The organism is Micromonospora sp. NPDC052213 (assembly GCF_040679695.1).
Taxonomy (GTDB): Bacteria; Actinomycetota; Actinomycetes; order Mycobacteriales; family Micromonosporaceae; genus Micromonospora.
The window spans coordinates 1-17,021 of record NZ_JBFAVI010000149.1 but is presented as its reverse complement, the minus strand read 5'-3'; the positions used below and the strand labels follow the sequence as shown (position 1 = coordinate 17,021).

Here is a 17,021-nt window from a genome sequence, read left to right as displayed (position 1 = left end):
TCGGCGCGGGCCCGAGGGGCCCGGCGTGCGGGGGGGGGCGCCGCCCCGCGGGGGGGGGGGGGTTTCCGTGTGCACCGCCGCGCAGCCGCTCCCCCCGCGCGACCGGTACGCGGCGACGTGCCGGGCGCCGAACGCGCCCGCCCCGACCACGGCCACCCGCGGCCCGGCGCTCACCGGGCCACCGCCTCGGCCGGCGTCGCCGCGGTGCCCGCGCCGGCGACCGGGGCCGGTGCCTCCGCCGCGAGCCGACCGTCGAGGACCGCCCGGGTGAGGCGTTCCAGGGCGGCGACCCCCGTCGCGAGGCACCGCTCGTCGACGTCGAACGCGCCGGAGTGCAGCGGCGCGCCACCGCGTTCGCCGGTGACCCCGAGCTTGACGTACAGGCTCGGGCCGAGCGCGCCCAGCAGGGCGAAGTCGTCGGTGGTCAGGGGCGGTACCGGCAGGTCGACGACGTCGACGTGCCCCGACAGCTCGGCGTGCGCGAGAGCCACCACCTCCGGGGCGTTGCGCACCGGCGGCATCTCGTTGGCCCAGGTGAACCGTACGCCGAGGTCGAGCGCGGCGGCCTGCTGGCGGGCGACGCGTTCGATGACCTCCTTCAGCCGCTCCCGCACGACGGGATCGTGGGTACGCAGCGTCCCGGTGGCCTCGGCCCGCTCGGCGACCTGGCTCTGGCTCGCTCCCCCGGCGATCGTGCCGATGTTGAAGGCGACCAGTTCGTCGGGGTTGCGGGACCGGGAGACGGCGGCGTGCAACGTGGACACCATGGCGGTCAGGCCGAGGATGGCGTCCCGGCCCAGCGCCGGGGTGGCGGCGTGCGCGGCCCGCCCGAGCACCTCGACGCGGAACGCGTCCTTGGCCGCCATCGCGGTCGCCCGGTCGATCCCCACCGCTCCCGCGGGCAGGTCGGGCCAGCAGTGCAGCCCGAGCACGGCGTCGAACCGGCGGTCGCGGAACGCCTCGTCGGCCAGGACCGCGGCGGCTCCCGAGTCGGCGCCGAACGGGATCTCCTCGGCGGGCTGGAACAGCACGGTCACCGCGCCCCGGGCGGGTGGGTCCGCGGCGAGCCGGGCGGCGACGCCGTAGGCGACGGTCATGTGCACGTCGTGCCCGCAGGCGTGGCACACGCCCGGATTGCGGGACGCGTACGGCTCCTGCTTGCTGTCCTGCACGGGATAGGCGTCCATATCGGCCCGAAGGAGGACCGTCGGCCCCGGGGCACCACCGTCGATCTCCAGGACCACGCCGGTGTCGGCAATTCCGGTGCGAATCCGGCCGAGTGGCCCGAGCAGGCGCTCCAGGGTAGCTGCGGTCTGCCGCTCCGTGAACCGCAGCTCGGGGTGCCGGTGAAGCTGACGCCGCAGCCGTACCAGCTCATCAACCTCGTCGCCTGGCAGCGTCACCCGGCTCACTCCTCGCTCGCGCCAACGTAATCCGGACCTAATTGAGACAAGAACCTAAGTCAGGGGTGTCTCCGCGTCAATGGCCAGGCGAAATTTGCGTTAGGGTCCGAACCATGCAACGCGCCGACGCCCACCTGCACCTGTTCGCCGCCGGCTACCCCGGCCGCTACGGCCGCTCCCCTGCCGGCGGCGACGAACTGGCCGTCTACCAAGGCTTACGCCGCGAACACGGCATCGTCCGGTCGCTGGTGATCGGCTACGAAGGCGAGGCGGGCTTCGCCGGGAACAACCGCCACCTGGCCTCCCTCGCCGCCGCGCACGACTGGATCGCGCCGGTCGCCTACGTCCCACCAGATGGACCAACCGACGGAGACTCGCTCGACCGCTGGTGGTCGGCGGGCTTCGTGGGCATCGCCGCCTACCTGGCCGACCCGACCTCGGCGGACCGCTTCGGCGACTGGCTGGCGCGCCACACGGCGGCACTGAACAGCACCGCCGCGCTGCTCAGCCTGAACGCCACACCCGCCGCGACCGACCGGCTCGGCCCGGCCCTCGCCGCCCTGGACGGGTGCACGATCCTGTTCAGCCACCTCGGGCTGCCCGGCACGCAGCCCGTGGTGCCCACCGGCGACGAGGCACGGGAGATCCTCACGCCCCTCACCCACCTGGCACGGCTACCCCACGTCGGAGTCAAGATCTCCGGGCTGTACGCCGTCAGCGAGCCCTCCCACGGCTACCCGCACGACGCGGCACGACCGTTCGTCGAGCTGCTCCTGACGCACTTCGGCACCCGACGCCTGTACTGGGGTTCGGACTTCCCGCCCAGCCTCGACCACGTGTCGTTCGCCCAGACCCTGCACCCGGTCGGCCTCGACGAACTCTCCGCCGCCGAACGGGACGACGTCCTCGGCGCCAACCTCCTGCGCGCCCTGGACCAGCGCACCGCCTCGGCGCCCACCGGCCGCCCCGCCGCCGACCGTCAGATGTAGAACCAGAACGGTCCGCACATCCCGGGGAAACGCACACCATCATTCCGTCAGGAGCTCCCACCCGCTCCCGGGACCGGCCGGCGAGTGGCACCGTACGGATACACATGCACATGTGCCCATGTCATTGGCGCCCGGTTTCCGGGCGGCTCGGGGAGGTGTGGTGACCACTACTGACGAGGAAGGCGCGGCCGGCGGGGTCAGGGTGCGCGAGGTGGTCCGGGACGTGGTGGCCTCGGTCGCCCCGGAGGAGTTGCCTCTGGTGGACGGGCTGGTCGCGTTCGACGACGCCACGGTGGTGCGGCGGTTGGGCACCCGGGGCAGGCGGCGTGAGCCGTTGGGTTTCGGGTGGGGCGAGGTCGTGGCGTTGGCGACCCCGGTGGTGTGGCTGGTCGTGCAGCAGCTCGCCGACCGGGCTGCCGCTTCGGCCGTCGATGGCGCGGCCAAGGGGACGAGAGCCGTACTGCGCAAGGTCTTTCGCCGGCGGGCCGCGCCCGCGGAGATCCCCGCGTTGACCCGCGAGCAACTCGGCGAGGTACGGCAACGGGTGTTGGAGGTCGCCGTGCAGCGCGGCCTGGACGACGAGCGGGCCACGGCGATCGCCGACGCGCTGGTGACCCGGCTGGCGCTGACCGCGCCGGCGGCACCCGTGCCGGAGCCCGTGAGCCCGGACAGGCCCGGGCCCGCGGACAGGGCGTGATGGTCGCCGAGCCTGCCCGGTCGCGGGTCGACGAGCGGGCGATGGGTGCCGGCACGACCGTGCGGTTCGCGCTGCTGGTGGTCTTGCTGCTGGTGAGCAGCGCGACCATGACGGCCAACGTCACCGCGTGGCTCTCCGACACCGACGGCGTGGAGGGCTTCGCCTGTCTGCTCGCCACCGGGATGGATCCCAACGACGCCTACAGCGCGGCCGGCGAGGCCAGCTTCCTGGCCAACGCGGATGCCTACGAGGCGTGCATCGCCCGCCATGAGCGACCGCTGCCGTGGTGGATCCGCCTGGCGTGGCCGGCTCTGCTGGTGGTGTTGGCCGGTGTGCTGTTCTGGTGCGTGCATCTCTGGAAGGCGCGGCGTGGCCGGGTCGTCCCGCTGACGGCGATCGACCGGGACGGCGAGATCCTGCGCACCGTGGAGAGTCTGGCGGCGTCGGCTGGGCTGGCCCGTACGCCGAATGTCGTCGTGGATCCGGCGGCGGCCTCGACCGGGGCGGTGGTGTTCGGCCGCAACCGCCGGCCGACGGTGTGCCTGCACGGTGGGCTGCTCGCCCGCAGGGCCACCGATCCGGAGGCGTTCCGGGCGGTGCTGCTGCACGAGTTCGCCCACATCCGCAACGGCGACGTCACCCTCGCCTACGCCACCGTCGCGGTGTGGCGGGTGTTCCTGGCAGTGGTGCTCCTCCCCTACGTCGTGTGGTGGATCATCGCGTTCCCGGGTGGGCCGTGGTCGCCGGAGTGGCCCGGCGCGGTGCCGTTCGCGACACGTAGCCTCGTGCTGGCGGCCTTCCTGGTGGCGCTGATCCATCTCGCGCGGTCGGACGTGTTGCGCAGCCGGGAGATCTACGCCGATCTGGCCGCGGCGCGGTGGGGTGCCGACCCCCGCCCCTGGGCGGTGGCGACCCCGGGCCCGCCCGAGGGGAGACTGAGGCGGCTGGGCGCCTCGTTCGTCGAGCTGTGGCGCACCCATCCGCGATGGGATCTGCGCCGAGAGGCGCTGGACGATCCGGCGGTGCTGTTCGGTCTGCGGTCGCTGCCGATGTTCCTGACCGGGGTCGCCGCGACTCTGATCAACTCCCAGGTGCGGTTGTACCTGAGCATGTCCGATCTGACCCGCCCGTGGCTCGGCCAGGTGACGGCTGTCGCGGCGGCGGGGCTGGTCACCGGGCTGGTGGGGGTCGCCCTGTGGCGGGCCGTGGCCCATGCCGTGCTCACCGGACGGCGTGTGCCCTCCGGCCTGCGGGCAGGGCTGTGGCTGGGGACGGGGATGACGGCCGGCGAGCTGGTGCTGAACGACATCGTGCTCACCGAGTGGCTGCCCCAACGCCCCGCGATCCTGGTGCTGGTGGTTCTCGCCGGGGCGGCGTTAACCTCGTGGGTCGCGCAGTGCGCCCACCTGTGGCTCAGGGCGTGGCCGGGCCGGACGATCCGGCCGGTGATGCTGGCGGGGTTGGCATCCGCGTGCCTTGTGCTGTCGGCATGGTTCACGTGGTGGCGCGAGTGGGGCTCCCAGTACCTGAACGGGCCGGCGTTCGACACGCGTGCCCTGCTGGAGCGCGACTACCCCGGCGAGGTGGCCGACCATCCTGCCGCGGCCAGCGTGATCGGCATCGTCCACCCGCTGTTGCACAGCCTGGACCAGCCCCTCGTCCTACCGATGGTCGCGGCCCTGTGGGCCGTGCCGCTGCTGGCCTGGACGAGCCGACGGGCAACGGCCACGCTCCGCTGGGTGCCCGGCGCGCTGCGGGAGCCGGCCGCGGCGGAGCCACCTGTGGAGCTGCCGCCGCTGCGAGGGATGCTCGGAGTCGCGACGCTGGGTGGGGTGTCGGGCTGGGTGGCCGTCGCGGGCGCGGCGGCGTACATGCATTCCTGGCAACCACCGCGTGGGCAGCGGGGCGGCCTGTACCTCTGGATCTACGAGGGGTGGGTGTTGGTGGCCCTGGTGACGGCGGCCACGGCAGCCGCCGTCGCCGCGAGCGTGGTCGCGAGTCGTCACCGGCTGCTCATCGCGATCATCACCGCCGAGCTCGCGGCGTTGATCGGCCTCGGCGGGTGGTTAGTCCTCCTGTCCTTCGACGGGTGCGTTCCGCTGCTGAACACCCTGGCGTCGTCCTGCCAGTGGCGTCCGGCCGCGGCCTGGCCGCTGGTCCAGCTTCTCGCGGGCCAGGTTCTCGTGGTCGCCGCGGTCACCGCCGTCATCGCGGCCGCAACCGTTTCCGCGATCCGCCGGGTGTGGACACCTGGAGGGCACCACGCCGCCGAGGCGCGTCCGGCGAGGGAAGGACGGGGCGGGCTGGTCGCCCGACGGCTGTGCGTCGGTGTGTTGTGCGCCGCCGCGGTGGGGGTCACCGTGCTGGAGGAAGCGAGCCTGCTGGACATGAAGCGCTCCTCGAAACGTGAGGCCGCGGCCAACGTGCAGCTCATGGTGCCCGTTGGTGAGCCGCCGGCGGTGTCCGCCGAGACAAGAGCCATGCAGGTGCTCGCGTGGAAGAACCTCGGCGCAGGCGACCTGGTAATGCGCTACGCCGTCGCCCTCGAACGCCTCGGTACGGCACAGATCCAGGCCGCGGACGCCGCAGACGCCGCGAACAGCGCACGTGCCGAGATCGACCCGGCCACGTTCCGGCCGATCTGTGCCGACATCGGTCAGGTCGCGCGGGACGCCGACCGCTACTTCCGGGTGCCCGACCCTCAGGGCCAGGTGCTCTGGCGCCGGTTCATCGAACAAGCGGCAAAGGGCAGTCAGGAGTGCCAACAATCGCTGGACCAGGGGGATGCCGCCCTCTTCACGGCATCAGACGACAGCATCGCCAAGGCCAGCGACGCCCTCACGTCGCTGCTCGACCGGACCGACGTGGTGCTGCGAGACGGCGGCCTGAAGCGCCCGTGACAGCGCCGGGCGGCGACGCGACCGCCGCCCGGCCACGAAACACGGCAGCTCCTCAGTGCGCTGCCACGGCCACCGCCGCCGGTTCCAGTTCGGCGAGCCGGGACGGCCGCACCACCACGAGCAGGACCACCATCGCCGCCACCATGCCACCCGCGACCACGAGGGCCATGGCGACCGCGCCCGTGCCCAGCACGCCCACCAGGGGCGCGGCCAGCGCGCCGACGCCGAACTGCACCGCGCCGAGCAGAGCCGATGCCGTTCCGGCCGCTTCCCCGTGCCGGGACAGGGCCAGGGCCGGCGCGTTCGGCATCGCAAGCCCCGCCGCGGCGAGCACCACCCACAACGACGCCAGCAGGCTCGGCAGACCGCCGAGCCCCGTCGCGGCGAAGGCGAGCAGCGCCACACCGGCGCCCGTTCCCACAGCCAGGGCGACGACGAGGATCCGCTGCGGCGAATAGCGGCGCAGCAGCCGTACGTTGAACTGCGTCGCCGCGATCAGCCCCACCGCGCCCGCGCCGAAGGCCAGCCCGAACTGCTGCTCGTTCAGCCCGTACTGCTCCTGCAGGACGAACGACGACCCGGCCACGTAGGCGAACAACGCCGCCATGGCGAGCCCGGCGACCAGGACGAGGCCCACGAACGTGCGGTCCCGCAGCAGCGAGCCGTACACGACAACCGTCGCGACCACCCCGCCGCGCTGGCGCCGGTCCGCCGGCAGCGTCTCGCGCAGCCCGAGCGCGGCGACCACGACGAGCAGCACCCCGAGGACCGCCAGGGCCACGAACACGCCGCGCCAGTCCGTCCAGCGCAGCAACCCGCCGCCGAGGGTCGGGGCGAGGATCGGCGCCGCCCCCATGACCAGCAGCAGCCGGGAGAGCAGCGTGGCGAAGGCCGCGCCGCTGAACAGGTCGCGGACCACGGCCATCGCGACCACCGAGGCCGCCGCCACGCCGAGGCCCTGCACCACCCGCAACACACCGAGTACCGCGATGTTCGGTGCGAGGACGCAGAGCACCGACGCCACGACGTGCAGCGCGATACCGGCGATCAGCGGCACGCGCCGCCCGACGGCGTCGGACAGCGGGCCGATCAGCAACTGGCCGACGGCGAGGCCCGCCAGCGTGCCGGTGAGGGTGAGTTGGACCGCCGCCGACGTGGTCTGGAAATCCGCGACGATCGCGGGCAGCGCGGGCAGGTACATGTCGATGGTCAGCGGACCCACCGCGATCAGCGACCCGAGCACGAGGACGAGCCGCAGGCGTTGCCTTGCGCTCATCAGGTCACCCGGCGTCCCCGAGGCAGCGGGACCAGCGGGAGTATCGACGGTAGCGGTCATCGGATCGTTTCCGACCGGTCGACCCGCAGCCGCGGGGACTGTGCAGAAGTCATAACTGGCTCCAAATCCCGATCCGGGTGATCTCATTCCCCGGCGGACCAGGACGCAACGAAGATCACACAGCGGCCTCTCTGCTCGGCGGCCAACCAGCAGAGACCGGACGTCGCCTACCAGATGAACGAACGCGGCCAGCCGGACGGACCGGTTCAGAACGTGTGCAGGTCCAGGATGATCCCGTCCGATCCCCCGGATTGGCTCACCGCGACCCAGTTGTCCCCGGCGCCAGCGAGCCAACCGGGGTAACGGCCGAGTTGGCGGCCGGTCGGCACGTCGTAGACGATCACGAACGGCCGGTGGCCCGTCGCGCCGCTGACCGCCACGAGCCGTCCGGTCACGGTCGACCGCCAACTCGCCGACCCACCGGAGAGCCCCGGATCCGGCGCGGTCCACCGCGACGCGCCGGTGGTCATGTCGAGCAGCTCCAGCTCACCCTCGTCGGCGCTGCGCCGCACCAGCACGGACCGGTCGTCCCCGTCGATCGGTACGCCGGCGGTGGCACCCTCCCACTCCGCCTTGCCGTTGCGCAGGTCCACCAACTGTGGCCGGCCGGTCGCGCTGACCGCGACGAGCCGGGTGCCGGCCCCGATCAGGACCAGCCCGCTCTGATGGTTCGTCAACCGCTTGACGCACTCACCATCCTCGTTACGCCCGCTGAAGACCTCACCGGACCAGCCTCTGGCACCGGTTGCCGCGTTGACGGTGTCGATGCTGACGGTGCACTGCCGATCACCCCGGGGTGGATCGTTGTCGGTGGTCACCAGCAGGTCGCCTGCGACGAAGCCGTACCAGGCCCGGCTCGGCAACCGCCCGGCCCCAGCTTTGCCGGTGGTGGTCGCGACTGCCGTGTAGGTAGGGGCGGACGCGCTCAGCCGCACCGCCACGTACCGCCCGGTGGGCGGGGCATACGGAATACGCGCACCGAGCGCGACGTCGGTCACCCGGGCGAACCGGTCGGCGGCCAGTTTCCAGAGCTGACGGCCGTCCCGGACGTCCCGGGCAATGACCACGCACTTCGCCGACTGCCCTGTGCCCACGCACTCCTTGTTGTAGACGACCTGTTGCTGGACGATGACGTCCTGGGTGTCCTCGGCCCGCCAGCGGGTGGCGCCGGTGACCGCGTCGAGCACCTCCAGCGGTCCTCCGTCGCTGGCGCTCGCGACGATCAGACCGTCGGTGACCGCGTACTGATAGCTCGTCGGGAACGGATGGCGCCACCGGTCCTGCCCGGTGGACCGGTCCACCGCCCGGAGTTCCCGCTCGTCGGGCACGATGATCAGCTGGCCGATCTGCGCCAGCTGATCGACGAGCCGGTTGACCGACACCGACCAGACCGGGTCGGGGCCCTCCTGCCCCGGCCGGCTGCCCCGGCCCCGTAGGGTCTCCTGGCTCGCCTCGACCTGCGGCGCAGGCTGCTCCGGCGGCTCCGCCCGAGGCCCGGCGCACGCGGCGAGCCCGAGGACCAGGCTCAGGGCCGCTCCGGCAAGGCTCCATCGGGGCAGGCGGTACGACGGTGACAACGGTCTCTCCCTCGATCGGCGGCGAAGGCCCCACCGTAGGACCCGCCCGCACCCGGAGAAGGCGTGACGCCGGAACTACCGGAAGGTGGCGCGGTCAGGGTGCCGACGGTTGGCGCGCAGGGCGGCCAGCACCACGCCCGGTGTGGCCAGCGACCTCGGATGCGCACGCATGGAGACGACCTCGTTGAACCGCCGCGCGACCGCCACGTCCGTGACGGTCGCCGTGACGATCTGCCGGCTGACCCAACTCGAGAAGCGGTGGCCGCGCGGGTAGGGCCCGTCGACGTGCGGCAGGGCCAGGTCGGCGGAGGTGGACGTCGACCACGCGGCGTCGACCACGACCCTCTGCCAGTCGAAGAACCGGCGCGCGGGCAGGCCCGGATCCGGCCGTGACCGCAGGTACGCCGACAGGCAGGCCGCGTGCAGGGCCGCCGCGGTCATCCCCTGCCCGTACACCGGGTTGAACGACGCGACCGCGTCGCCGACGCTCACCAGCCGGGCCGGGAACCGCTTGAGCGCGTGGAAGTCCCGCCGCCGGCTGTCGGCATGGCGGTAGGTCCGGACGTCGCCGAGCATCTCGTTCCCGGCGACGTCACCGAACTCCGGTGGGAACTGGTCCCGCAGCCGCCGCACGAAATCCTCGGCGGTGCTTCCCGGGCGGTTGTCGCCGTACCCGGCCATCATCGCCATCCACCGGCCGTCCTCGACGGCGAAGACCGCGGCACCGGCCACGTCCGGCGACGTCCCGGGACTGTGCAGCGCCATGACGACCGTGAGGTCGGGAGCCGGCTCCCGGCGTCGGAACAGGGCCGTCGCGTAGTTCAGGTTCACGGTCATCCGCCGCGTGACGGGGCGGTCCCAGCCGGCATGCTCCAGCCACTCGGACAGCCTGCTCGAGCGCCCCATGGCGTCCACCACGAAGTCACCGCTCTCGACGCCGGGCACCCCGCCGACGTCGCAGCGGACGCCGGTGGCCGCGCCACCGTCGAACACGAGACCCGTGGCGCGGGCCACGACCGTCTTGACGTTGGGCAGTCGAAGCACCTGCTGACGGATCAGGCCCTCCAGCAGCGGTCGGGTGCCCGCCAGGCTGTCGGCGTCGTCGGGCACGACAACCTTCAGCCGGCCGTCGAGGTAGGCGCGTCTGGTCCCGGGGGGAGCCTCGATCGCTCCCTGGGCCAGCGCCTCGTCGCGGAAGCCAGGAAACAGTCGTTCGAGCTGGAGGAAGCCACCGGGCAGGAGCGCGTGCAACTGCGTCCCCTGTGGCACGCCCCGCCGACCGCCGGTCAGATGCAGGTCGTCCCGGTCGACGACGACGACGCTCTCCGCGTGGTCGGACAACACCCGGGCGGCCAGCAGGCCGGCGACACTGCCGCCGACCACGACGGCCCTGCCCATGACCGGAGACTGCCGGGCGGCTGGTCGCACGGCGTTCAACGCGGCGAAGACCTTCGTCGAGGAGAGGGGCATCGTGCCCTCCAAGGGGGTACGAGAGGTGCCGCGCACGCGCCTGCCGAGCGGGCTGCGCGTACGCGGCCCACGGGGCGGACCGGCCGACATGACGCTCGTCGATGGTCGCACAGGCAGCGGGCGCCGCCCCGGCAGGTCGCCCACCAACCGGTCCTCGGTGCGCCTGCGCGACCATGACGAACGCGTGCCCGGGTCGGGGCGCGGGCGTCACCGCCACCAGGAGCGCGGCGGGAACCGCAGGATCCGGTCGTCGCCTGCCGCGGGAACGCCCCGGCCGTCACGGTTGCTGGTCGTCACCCACAGGGAGCCGTCCGGTGCGTACGCGACGGCGCGCAGCCGGCCGTAGGTGCCGACGAGTTGCGCGGTGGGCGTGCCGGTCCCGTCGAGCGGTACGACCCACAGCCGGGCGCCGCGCAGGGCCGCGACGTAGAGTGTCCTGCCCACGATCACCGCGCCGCTGGGCGACGCCTCGGCGGGCGTCCAGGTCACGATCGGGTCGCGGAAGCGCGGGTCGTCGGCCACTCCCTCCACCACCGGCCAGCCGTAGTTGCCGCCCGGCACGATGCGGTTGACCTCGTCGAAGCGGCTCGAGCCGAACTCGGTCGCGTAGAGCCGGCCCCGCCAGTCCCAGGCCAGGCCCTGCACGTTGCGGTGACCGAGGCTGTAGACCAGGGACCCGGCGGTCGGATTGCTCCACGGCACGCTGCCGTCCGACCGCATCCGCAGGATCTTGCCGTTGCGGTGCGACGGGTCCTGGGCGGTGGCCGGCTGGCCGGCGTCGCCGACGCCCGCGTAGAGCAGCCCGTCGGGGCCGAACGCGATGCGCCCGCCGTTGTGCGCGCCGGACCGCGCGAGCCCGGTGAGGACCGGCTGCTGGACCTGCGGCGCGGTGAGCCGGAAGCGGACGATCCGGTTGTCCGTGCCGGAGGTGAAGTACACGTACACGAATCCGTCGGTGCGGTAGCGGGGCGAGACGGCCAACCCGAGCAGGCCGGCCTCGCCCGCCGCGACGACCCCCGAGATCTGCGCGACCTGCTGCGGGGCCGACCCACGGCGTACCCGCAGGACCCGCCCGCTGTTCCGCTCGGTGACGAGCGCGCTGCCGTCGGGCAGGAAGTCCAGCCCCCACGGCGCTTCGAGGCCGGTGGCGACGGTCTCCGGTCGGGTGAAGTCGAATCCGCGCCAGCCGAGTCCGCGCTCGCCGGTGGGCTCGTGAGCGGTCGCCGTGGCGGGCGGCCCGGCGACGCTGACGCAGACGACGAGGGCGATACCGGCGACAAGGCTGCGTCTTCTCATGGCGTACCCCGGGTCTTCGACACACGCCAGTTGATGCCGGCGTCGCCCGCCAGGGACAGGCGAGCGCGACACCACTGTCCTCGTCCCGCCGTCTCGGGACCGTCACCGCGACGCCCGTCACGGAGACGCCGCGTGTGCGGCCGTCAGGCGACGCACCGGGACGGACCCCAGCCCGCGGGGCGGTCTCGCTCGGCTGTCGGCGAGGTGGCCCGGGCCGGCTATTTCACCTTGCGCGTCGACCGGGTCACGATGGCGTCGTACTCGGGGTGCTTCTCCAGCCATCCGCTGAGGTACGGGCAGATGGGCACCACTGTCCGGCCTCTGGCGCGGGCGTCGTCCATCACCGCTCGGGCCAGGGTCGATGCCACTCCCCGGCCCTCGAACTCCGCGTCGACCTCGGTGTGGGTGTAGGCGATGATGGTGCCGGTCAGCTGGTAGGTGACGACACCGGCCAGCGCTCCGGTCTCGTCCCGCGCCTCGAAACGCTCCCGCTCCGGCGCGTCTGTCACGGTGTACTGCACCAGGCCATCCAATCACGGAGCAGTCCACGGAACGGGCGGGGCCGCCGGGGTGCACCCGACGGCCCCGCCCGGCGCGGGTCAGTGCAGGAGGACGGGAACCTTCTCCTGCTCCCCCTGCTGACCGTCGAGCAGGTGCGACGGCTCGCGGCGACGGGGCAGGAACACGGCCGGGATGAACGTGGCCAGCACCAGCGCGAACCCGATCCAGAACGTGTTCGCGAACGCACCGGCGGCGAAGTCGAGGCCGCGGTCGATCAGCGACGGGTCGACGGGGAACTGCTGGGCCAGCTCCGGCTGCTGCTGGACGGCGGTGGCGAGGCCGGCTTCGGTGACCGGCTCGCCGCTCGGGTCGGTCACGCCGGGGATCGGTCGCGAGCCGTTCAGCTCGTTGGTGAGGATCACCGACATCACCGCGGCGCCGACGGACCCGCCGATCTGCTGGAGGATGTTGACCAGCGTGGAGCCGCGGGCGACCTCGTGGGCGTTCAGGGTCTTCAGCGCCGAGGTCATGATCGGCATCATGGTGCCGCCCATGCCGAGGCCCATGACGAACAGCGACCCGCAGAGCAACCAGTACGACGTGTCGGCGTCGAGCTGGGTGAAGGTGAAGTACCCGGCGGCGATGAGCACCAGCGCGAACGGCACGGTGCGACCGACGGGCACCCGGTCGGCCAGCATCCCGGCCACCGGCATCGTCATCATCGCGCCGATGCCCTGCGGCGCTATCAGCAGGCCGGCGGCCAGCGTCGACTCGCCGCGGACCAGCAGGAAGTAGCTCGGGAACAGAATGCCGGCGCCCATGAACGCGATGATGAACACGAACATGGTCACCGACGCGATGGTCAGGTTGCGGTTGGCGAACAGCCTCAGGTCGAGCAGGGGGTGCCGGGGCTTGAAGGAGTAGAGGACGAACGCGACGACGAGCAGGCCGCCGACCAGCATGGGCGCCCACACCTCGGGGTCGGTGAAGGTGCCGGCCTCGGGCAGCGTGGAGACGCCGTAGAGGAACAGGGCGAGGCCCGGCGAGAGCATCAGCATGCCGACGAAGTCGAACGACTCGGACGGCTCGGGGGCGTCCTTCGGCAGCGCCAGCGCGGCGTAGACGAGCGCGATGGCACCGATCGGCAGGTTGATCAGGAAGATCCAGTGCCAGCTCGCCGTGTCGATCAACCAGCCGCCGAGGATCGGGCCTCCGATGGGCCCGAGCAGCATCGGGATGCCGAGGACGGCCATCAGCCGGCCGATGCGGTTAGGTCCGGCCGCCCGGGTCATGATCGTCATGCCGATCGGCATGAGCATGCCGCCGCCAAGGCCCTGTAGCACGCGGTAGCCGATCAGCTGCCCGATCGTGTCGGCTGTGGCGCACAGCACGGACCCGATCGTGAACAGGGCCAGCGCGACCATGTAGAGGCGTTTGGTGCCGAACCGGTCGGCGGCCCAGCCGCTGAGCGGGATCACCGTGGCGAGCGCGAGCGTGTAGGCGGTCATCGTCCAGGCGACCTCGGCGTAGGTCGCGTCGAATTCGCGCTGGAAGGTCGGCAGGGCGACGCTGACGACCGTCACGTCCAGGATCGACATGATCGCGCCGAGGACGACGACCCCGGCCACCTTGAGGACCGCTCCGTCGAGCTTGTCCGAGGTCGCGATGGATTGCTGTGTCACAAAGTCTCCTGATCCCCGTTGGGGCCAGCGGGAGCTGGCCAGGCGCCGGTTCCGGTAGGCACGGCCCGGCGCGCGCTGTCACGTGCGCAGCGATGTCCGCGGGCAGACTAACGACCGGCGGTGACATTCGGCTTCCGGATTTCCGGCTGTCGAGGCCGACGTCACTCCGCACAAGTCGCGCCGAAAGGCCCACCCCAGAACGTTGAAAGCGGTCCCGCTATGCCGTCGGGTGGGGCGCGCCCGGCGCGGGACCCAGCGCCGCGAGTTGGATCTGCAACGCCAACCGCGTACGCGGCGACTCCAGATCGACGGCGACGACCTCCGCGAGGCGGCGCAGGCGGTACCGGAGCGTGTTGGGGTGCACGTGCAACTGCCGGGCGGCCCGCTTCGGGTCGCCCTGCTGCTCCAGCCAGGCCGCGATGGTGGCGACGTAGTCGGTGCCGTGCTGCCGGTCATGGGCGACGAGGTCCGGCAGCGGCCCGCCGACCAGCAGGTCGGCGCTCGGCACGGCGCGGACCACGCGGTGCACGACCACCTCCGCCCACTGGTCCTCGAACCGCAGCACCGGTCCCCGCTGCCGGGCCGGGCCGTGCAGCGCGAGCAGCTCCGCCGCCTCGGCCCGGGAGCGCGGCAGGTCCGTCAGGTTCCTGGCGACGCCGCCGGACGCGGCGTACAGGCCCGGGTCGTGCACGGCGATGTCGCGGATCAGCCGCTCCATCCAGCGCCGGGAACCGGGCGACTCGCCGTCGTCGACCAGGACGGCGAACAGGACGTCGCCGACGTCCGCGATCAGCGGTTGGCGCCACCCGTGGCGACGGGTGATCGACTCCCACATGGCCAGGTTGTCCACCATCTCCCCCGTGCCGCCGTGCGCGCCGAGCCCGACGACCCGCCACGGGCCCTCGGGCAGCGCCAACTCCTCCCGGCCCATCCGACCGGGCGCCCGCAGGGCGGCCCGCAGCCGGTCGGCCGACACCCGGCGCGCGACGTCGGCCTGCACCCGCAGGCGGAGCAGGTGCAGCGCCAGCACGGACGCCGCGCCCTGGAGGTCACGCAGCCGCGCGGCGGGGACCGGGCCCTCGACGACGGCCCAGATCGAGCCGAGCAGCTCGCCCCCGGCCCGGATCGGGATGATGAGCCGGGGCAGCGTCCCGTCGGGCCCCTGCGGCACGAAGATCAGCTCGCTGCCGGTCGCCAGTTTGCGGAAGACGCCCCGGGAGCGGAAGTGCGCGACCACGTTGCCGGGGGCGCGCCGCCCGACGATCGTCGAGACGCGCGCCGGGTCGGTGCGGTCCTGACGTGACGAGTACGCCAGCACCCGGGACTGGGCGTCCTCGATCGTCACCGGCGCGTCGACCACGGCGGCGGTCGCGTCGGCGAGGGCGAACAGCTCGTCGTACACCCCGGTCTCCCCGGTGTCGGCCGGGCCGGGCGCGACGGCCCGGTCGATCACCCCGCGCAGCAGCCAGACGAGCTGGGCCCACGAACCGTGGCTCTGCAGCTCGACCAGGGTCAGCCGCCGCTCGGCGGCGGCCGCCGTCACGGCGGGGTGCCCGGCCAGCGGAGGCTTGAGCACGAGGCCGGCGGCCCCCGCTTCGGCGTAGCGTGCGACGACGGCGAGCGCCTGCTCCGGGGTGCCGATGCCCGCACCGAGCACGAGGTCGCCGCTCTGGCCGCTCGTGGCCTCGTCGACCTCGGCGAGGGTCACGTCGCGGACCTCGGCCTCGTCGGCGGGTACGACGACCTTGAGCAACGCGGCGCCGACCGCGTCCACCACGCCAGCCACGGTGATCACGAACAGATTGTGCCTCGTCCTTGTTCGCTCCGGCCAATCGTCGGGACAAGCCTTGGCCTGCCGGAACAATGACGTACCGGCGGGTCGGGGACAGGATGGGCGCGATCCCGGTCGCCCCGAAGGAGAGACCGGTTGCCCTGAAGGAGAGAAACCGATGCCCCCGATCGAGTCCGCCCCCGCCCCCCAGCGCGTCGCCGTCGTCGGCGCGGGGATGGTCGGGCTGGCCACCGCCTGGTTCCTGCAGGAACGGGGCGTCCAGGTCACCGTGCTCGACCGTACCGGCGTGGCGGCGGGCGCGTCGTGGGGCAACGCCGGCTGGCTCACCCCCGGCATCACCACTCCCCTGCCGGAGCCGGCGGTGCTGCGCTACGGGCTGCGGGCCGTCCTGAGCCCGTCGTCGCCGGTCTACGTGCCGCCGCGCGCCGACGCCCGGCTCCTGCGGTTCCTGACCGGCTTCGCCCGGCACAGCACCCCGTCGAAGTGGCGCACCGCGATGCGGGCGTTCATCCCGATGAACCGGCGCGCGTTGGAGTCGTTCGACGCGCTGGCTGCCGGCGGGGTCGGGGCGATGACGCACGAGGCGAAGTCGTTCATGGCCGCGTACCGGACCGAGGCCGAGCGGTCGGTCCTGCTGGACGAGCTGGCGCACATCCACTCCGCCGGCCAGGCGATCGAGTTCGACGTCCTGACCGGGGCCGAGGCGCGCGAGGTGGAGCCGTCGCTGTCGGACAACGTCGGCGCCGCCATCCGCCTGCACGACCAGCGGTACATCAACCCCGGGCAGTACGTGCACGCGCTCGCCGACTCCGTCCGCGCCCGCGGCGCGTCGATCGTCGCCGGCGCCGACGTCACCGACATCCGCGACGAGGGCACCGGGGTCCGGGTGGTCACCTCCGCCGGCACGGACGAGCGCTACGACGCGGTGGTGCTGGCGACCGGCACCTGGCTCGGTGAGCTGGGTCGGCGCTTCGGCGTCCGGACCGTCGTGCAGGCCGGCCGCGGGTACAGCTTCAGCGTCGCGATCGAGCACATGCCGGCCGGTCCGGTCTACTTCCCCGCGCAGCGCGTCGCCTGCACGCCCCTCGGGGACCGGCTGCGCGTCGCCGGGATGATGGAGTTCCGCAGGGCCGAGGCGCCGCTCGACCGGCGCCGCATCTCCGCCATCGCCGAAGCCGCGCGGCCGCTGCTGCGGGGCGCCGACCTCGACGCCCGCGCCGACGAGTGGGTGGGCGCGCGGCCCTGCACCCCCGACGGCCTGCCCCTGATCGGCCGGACCCGCTCGCCGCGCGTGTTCGCCGCCGGCGGCCACGGCATGTGGGCCTGGACGACCCGGTGCTTGGCGTCGGTCCACGGCTCGGCCAGCCAGATGATGGTG

Annotated in this window: 12 protein-coding genes; 4 read left to right on the top strand and 8 right to left on the bottom strand. The window is 73.0% G+C overall.

The window, feature by feature from the left end; translation table 11 throughout:
• Nucleotides 1–170: 170 nt before the first annotated feature.
• On the bottom strand, nucleotides 171–1,403 hold the full coding sequence (locus AB0L34_RS26475; protein ID WP_363707543.1) for a M20 family metallopeptidase: 1,233 nt from the start codon (nucleotides 1,401–1,403) through the stop codon (nucleotides 171–173).
• Between the two features lie 113 nt (nucleotides 1,404–1,516).
• On the opposite strand from AB0L34_RS26475, the gene AB0L34_RS26470 reads away from it, so the two are divergent.
• The 3 genes from AB0L34_RS26470 to AB0L34_RS26460 all read left to right on the top strand — a co-directional run bounded on the left by AB0L34_RS26470 (nucleotide 1,517) and on the right by AB0L34_RS26460 (nucleotide 5,989).
• Nucleotides 1,517–2,392 carry an amidohydrolase family protein gene (locus tag AB0L34_RS26470; protein WP_363707541.1) on the top strand — a complete coding sequence of 292 codons (876 nt, stop codon included), beginning with the start codon at nucleotides 1,517–1,519 and terminating at the stop codon, nucleotides 2,390–2,392.
• Nucleotides 2,393–2,552: 160 nt separating this feature from the next.
• Nucleotides 2,553–3,089 (top strand): hypothetical protein, encoded by a 537-nt coding sequence (locus AB0L34_RS26465; RefSeq protein WP_363707539.1) that lies wholly within the window; start codon nucleotides 2,553–2,555, stop codon nucleotides 3,087–3,089.
• The gene (locus tag AB0L34_RS26460; protein ID WP_363707537.1) at nucleotides 3,089–5,989 is read left to right on the top strand and encodes a M48 family metalloprotease; all 2,901 of its coding nucleotides are present in this window, start codon (nucleotides 3,089–3,091) and stop codon (nucleotides 5,987–5,989) included. Before AB0L34_RS26465 ends, AB0L34_RS26460 begins: the two co-directional genes overlap by 1 nt.
• A gap of 52 nt (nucleotides 5,990–6,041) precedes the next feature.
• Here AB0L34_RS26460 and AB0L34_RS26455 read toward each other — a convergent pair whose 3' ends face one another.
• The 7 genes from AB0L34_RS26455 to AB0L34_RS26425 form a co-directional block, all read right to left on the bottom strand.
• Entirely contained in the window at nucleotides 6,042–7,265 is a 1,224-nt protein-coding gene (locus tag AB0L34_RS26455) for a multidrug effflux MFS transporter (protein WP_363707535.1), read from the bottom strand.
• Between the two features lie 266 nt (nucleotides 7,266–7,531).
• Nucleotides 7,532–8,902 (bottom strand): PQQ-binding-like beta-propeller repeat protein, encoded by a 1,371-nt coding sequence (locus AB0L34_RS26450; RefSeq protein ID WP_363707533.1) that lies wholly within the window; start codon nucleotides 8,900–8,902, stop codon nucleotides 7,532–7,534.
• Between the two features lie 75 nt (nucleotides 8,903–8,977).
• Nucleotides 8,978–10,372, bottom strand: a complete 1,395-nt coding sequence (locus AB0L34_RS26445) for an FAD-dependent oxidoreductase (protein WP_363707531.1) — start codon at nucleotides 10,370–10,372, stop codon at nucleotides 8,978–8,980.
• A 207-nt stretch (nucleotides 10,373–10,579) separates the two neighbouring features.
• Entirely contained in the window at nucleotides 10,580–11,668 is a 1,089-nt protein-coding gene (locus tag AB0L34_RS26440; protein ID WP_363707529.1) for a PQQ-dependent sugar dehydrogenase, read from the bottom strand.
• Between the two features lie 218 nt (nucleotides 11,669–11,886).
• Nucleotides 11,887–12,189, bottom strand: a complete 303-nt coding sequence (locus tag AB0L34_RS26435; protein WP_363707527.1) for a GNAT family N-acetyltransferase — start codon at nucleotides 12,187–12,189, stop codon at nucleotides 11,887–11,889.
• 78 nt (nucleotides 12,190–12,267) lie between these two features.
• A complete protein-coding gene (locus AB0L34_RS26430) occupies nucleotides 12,268–13,851 on the bottom strand; it encodes a DHA2 family efflux MFS transporter permease subunit (protein ID WP_363707525.1) in 1,584 nt (527 codons plus the stop codon).
• 217 nt (nucleotides 13,852–14,068) lie between these two features.
• Nucleotides 14,069–15,646 carry a helix-turn-helix domain-containing protein gene (locus AB0L34_RS26425; protein WP_363707523.1) on the bottom strand — a complete coding sequence of 526 codons (1,578 nt, stop codon included), beginning with the start codon at nucleotides 15,644–15,646 and terminating at the stop codon, nucleotides 14,069–14,071.
• A 154-nt stretch (nucleotides 15,647–15,800) separates the two neighbouring features.
• Between AB0L34_RS26425 and AB0L34_RS26420 the strand changes: the two genes are divergently transcribed.
• Nucleotides 15,801–17,021, top strand: a 1,221-nt coding sequence (locus AB0L34_RS26420; protein ID WP_363707521.1) for an FAD-dependent oxidoreductase, incomplete at its 3' end; no start/stop codon positions are given.

Coding starts and splice junctions, on each gene's coding strand:
- AB0L34_RS26460 (WP_363707537.1), top strand. CDS start 3,089: ATGGTCGCCGAGCCTGCCCGGTCGCGGGTCGACGAGCGGGCGATGGGT.
- AB0L34_RS26445 (WP_363707531.1), bottom strand. CDS start 10,372: ATGCCCCTCTCCTCGACGAAGGTCTTCGCCGCGTTGAACGCCGTGCGA.
- AB0L34_RS26440 (WP_363707529.1), bottom strand. CDS start 11,668: ATGAGAAGACGCAGCCTTGTCGCCGGTATCGCCCTCGTCGTCTGCGTC.
- AB0L34_RS26470 (WP_363707541.1), top strand. CDS start 1,517: ATGCAACGCGCCGACGCCCACCTGCACCTGTTCGCCGCCGGCTACCCC.
- AB0L34_RS26455 (WP_363707535.1), bottom strand. CDS start 7,265: ATGAGCGCAAGGCAACGCCTGCGGCTCGTCCTCGTGCTCGGGTCGCTG.